Origin of the sequence: Butyrivibrio sp. INlla14 (assembly GCF_900102515.1) — a bacterium.
GTDB lineage: Bacteria > Bacillota > Clostridia > Lachnospirales > Lachnospiraceae > Butyrivibrio.
This window is the reverse complement of record NZ_FMVS01000064.1, coordinates 1-3,816: the sequence shown is the minus strand read 5'-3', so window position 1 is coordinate 3,816 and position 3,816 is coordinate 1. Positions and strand designations below refer to the sequence as shown.

Annotated in this window: 3 protein-coding genes; all 3 read right to left on the bottom strand. The window is 38.4% G+C overall.

The window, feature by feature from the left end:
• Positions 1-120: 120 nt before the first annotated feature.
• Positions 121-309: a glycosyltransferase gene (locus BLO53_RS20045; protein ID WP_255363897.1), complete on the bottom strand. Its 189-nt coding sequence runs from the start codon at positions 307-309 to the stop codon at positions 121-123.
• A gap of 78 nt (positions 310-387) precedes the next feature.
• Positions 388-1,254: a glycosyltransferase gene (locus BLO53_RS18770; RefSeq protein WP_242875407.1), complete on the bottom strand. Its 867-nt coding sequence runs from the start codon at positions 1,252-1,254 to the stop codon at positions 388-390.
• Between the two features lie 741 nt (positions 1,255-1,995).
• A complete protein-coding gene (locus tag BLO53_RS18760) occupies positions 1,996-3,693 on the bottom strand; it encodes an AAA family ATPase (RefSeq protein WP_092065215.1) in 1,698 nt (565 codons plus the stop codon).
• Between the last annotated feature and the right edge of the window lie 123 nt (positions 3,694-3,816).

Genomic DNA, 3,816 nt, shown 5'->3' with positions numbered 1-3,816 from the left:
AACATCTGATGCAAGAATCAAACTCAAATCGCTGTACCCTGCCCTTTAAGGCAGGGAGCGACTTTGATTAATTGTCAACGTGTCAGTACACTAGACTTTCTAGCAATGATAGCTAATAAACTATAACTTGATAAAGATATTCCCAGCACCATGCAGAATCACAGCGCTACCGGGACTTTTTATGGTTTCAGCACATCCACCTGTATCATAGGTAATTACTCTTGTCCCACAAGCTTCTGCCTCCATATTTACTGATTGAAATGTGTCTTCATACGTAGGATTCACAAATACATCTGCTGCCGTATAAATCTACGCAAGTTCTTTTGCACTGCTAGTTCTTGGAAGTGCAAGGATACTGGGTGCTTTCTTCGACAGGTCTTTTATCTGTTAATCAGACAGCCCCACTAAAACTATCTTATAATGTCCTTGCTTTTCAGTGTCCTCTTCCAGTAGTCTTGCCAACTCTATAAAGTCATTAAGCCCCTTGCGCTCATTCCATATACTAGCAACGCCTAGAATCATTTTTTTGTCTTGAATTCCATGGTTTTGCTTGAATGTACTTGGTGCAGGCTTGAAGATACTTGTGTTTATGGTATTGTAATGAACTTCTACAGTGTATTCTGAGAGAAAGCTCTGTTTCACTTTTTCTTTTAACCAATTGGAAGGGGTAACTATAGTCAGATTTGGTACTCCGGTAAAGGCCTTTTTCTTACGGCTATAATTGTCTGCGCTTTTATCTGTGATAGCCTTGGGGTACTGGTCAAGCTGAGGGCAGTTATTACAACCCGCCTTCCATTTATCACATCCTACATATGTAAAGCGAGAACAATGGCCTGTAAATGCCCAGCAGTCATGGAGGGTCCATTTAACCTGCATCTGAGGACGTGACTTGATCCATGTAAATAGGAGTTCATAGTTTATGTAGTAGCCGTGTATATTGTGAAGCCACAGGATATCTGGATCATATTCATCTGCCCACTTTAGGAACTTCTTCGTGGCTGCTTTTGATGCAAGGCCATGCTTATCTGTAAGTCTTGAGTATATGAGATGGGAATAGACATCGATATCATTGCCTATTCGTATTCCATATTTCTTAATATCTGGAAGTTTATCCTTGGAGACTTTGAAGTTCCTGCCATATGCTGCTTTTACTTCGTATCCGTTTTGCTGGTACTCTCTGGCAATGTTCAGAACTATATTGCCTGTGGAGCCAAAACCCAGGACGGAATTTATGATGAGGAGTCGTTTTGACATGTATTGTTATCCTCGGTATAGGGTAGTGTTTGTTGCTTATTGGTTTTGTGATTTGATTCACCTTAACAGATTTCTCGGAAGGTTACTGGGAACGGGCAAAAATCAAGCGGTTATGCTGACGCATAACCGCTTATATTATAGCATATACTTGAGATGGAGGATGGATTATCTTGTGGTCTTGTAGTAAGAGTGCCCGATGTAACGCGGCGCACGCCGCCTTACATCGGGTTGATTACCCATTATAGCATCACACAACCTCTGTCAAGGCTGCGAAGCACCGACGAAGGAGGGTTGCCTTGATGGAGGATGGGGATGCTATATATTCCTTTTTCTAGATATGAAGCAAAAATAATAGAAAATGCTCTTTATTTAATACTAACGTCGCTATACGATCGCATTCAGCCATTATTTCATTAATCTCTGAATCACGTTTAACGTCTGAACTTGCATACGCCAAAGTTACTTTCTGTGGCAAATAGCTTGTTTCATCGTTAGGTATTAATGGCAACACCCTGTCATTAAACTGATTAAGTTTCCACAAATTATGATCTATAAATATAAGAATGTTGTCACCATCTATTATGTACCCAACTTTACCTTTTTCAATCTCATGTAATAGATCCAATACATACTATCGTGGAAGGGCTTTTATGACAAAAAATGGCTTCTCGCTACTTGAAATACTGTTAACGAGAAGCCATTTATCAGCTTATGCGAAAACTATCTTGCCACGCGCAAGGATTAAGTAATATCAGGGAAATACTTTTGTTTAACCTGTTCTTGAACATTTTTATCAGTTCTTATAATACCCAGTGCTGTATCTGAGTAATCACTTACGAATTTATTGGTTAATCCCGGCATAATTTCTCTATGCTCTAAGCAGCATATACGCAGCGCATCGGTATAATCTCCGCCATCCACTATAGCATCTATCTTTCCCTCGTAATTGCTCCACAAAAAGTCTACATCAATGCTATTGTAAATAGCAGATAAATTGTTTTGGAAATCTTCTTTTGTTTTGTTAGCCTTATCATCAATCGTAGTTCTGGTAATAATACCATCAATCTCAGCTTTCACAAGTCTCTTGACTATACGTTCCTTCTCAGACCGTGTCTTTTCAAAAAACTCACCCTTAAACTCATCAAAAACGCTTGCGCTCTTGAATCTTCTTTCCAGAACAGCTTTGAAAACAACTTCATCAAGCATTAGCATTTCAATTTCATTGCATTTCAACGTGTATATACCTTTGTTTTTCAATGTATCCATTTCCGTACTGGTCTTAAGATCAGAATCAATTATACCAATTGCAGCAGGAATAGAAAGCTTTCTGGCATGTAACCCGCATGCAGTAACACAGTCCTTGACAGTTGTACAATTCCCCGTAGGAATTATGGTGTATTTTTCACCGAACAATGCCTCATATATTTTGTAATCAAAATCTACCTTTGATCCCTCACAGAATAAAACCGGCTTTCTGCTCCCCACAAGGTCTACTATCATCTGGTTCGGAATATTCTCAATAGATTCACCAAGGAATTCAAATTTAAAATTACTCGGATATTCAAACTCTGATATCCTCATAAGTTCATAGTTAGTACGCGCACTAATGAAGTCAATAGTATGCGATATAAATATAAACTGACAGTCTGAACGAACCTCTATTAGTCTGTCCCATATCTTGTTATAGATCGCCGGATTCAAGTGGTTTTCTGGCTCATCAACAATTATAAATGACTGTTCAGGTGCAGATAAAACAGTTGCAATATAGAAAAATGCAACTCTTTCACCATCACTCATTTGATTAAAAGTGTAAGGGGCCCCGTCGCCCTTTTTGCACATCATCTGCTTTTGTGAAAATTGTGAGTAATCCAGCTTTACCTCGAAAAAGTCGTCAAAAATCTCCTTTACCTTTTCATATGTAGATTTCCCATTAGCCTTCTTCGTATCGTAAAATTTCATTGCTAAATCAGCATGCTCTGAGCAGATACCAATAATCAGTTTATTTAAAAGATTAGTATCTTCACCGCCATTACTGTAGAGCTGTTGATTATACTTTTCTATGGTAGAATCATACAATTGCTGTACCAGACCATGCGTTTTTATTGGCTTAGAGGCAGGAATCACTTTAACATGTGTATCCAAAGTTTTCATATAATTTGCAAAAGATGATTTTCCGCTGCCGTTAGGTCCAAGTACTATAAGCGTCTTGTTATGCCCGTCCAAATGCTTAAGGACAGAAAAGCATTCCACCAATCTTAAAAACTCCACATTTTGAACTTTATTGACAATATTTACCATATGATTATATATAGGGCGAATACCTCTGTTGCCCACCATATCAGGCTTTAGCGTGAATTCAAGCTTATCCAACGAATTTTCATTTATTCTATCGTAGATGCCCACTATCTCTTCGTATAGCAATTTGCACAGGTAATCCAAAGGATACACCTCTAGCTTACTTTCGTATTGATGCTGTATAGTTAAACTTGACAACTTATTCTCGTATATCTTGAAATATAGGTAAGAGAATAAGGAGGTGCCAGATGGCAACTAAACGGTATG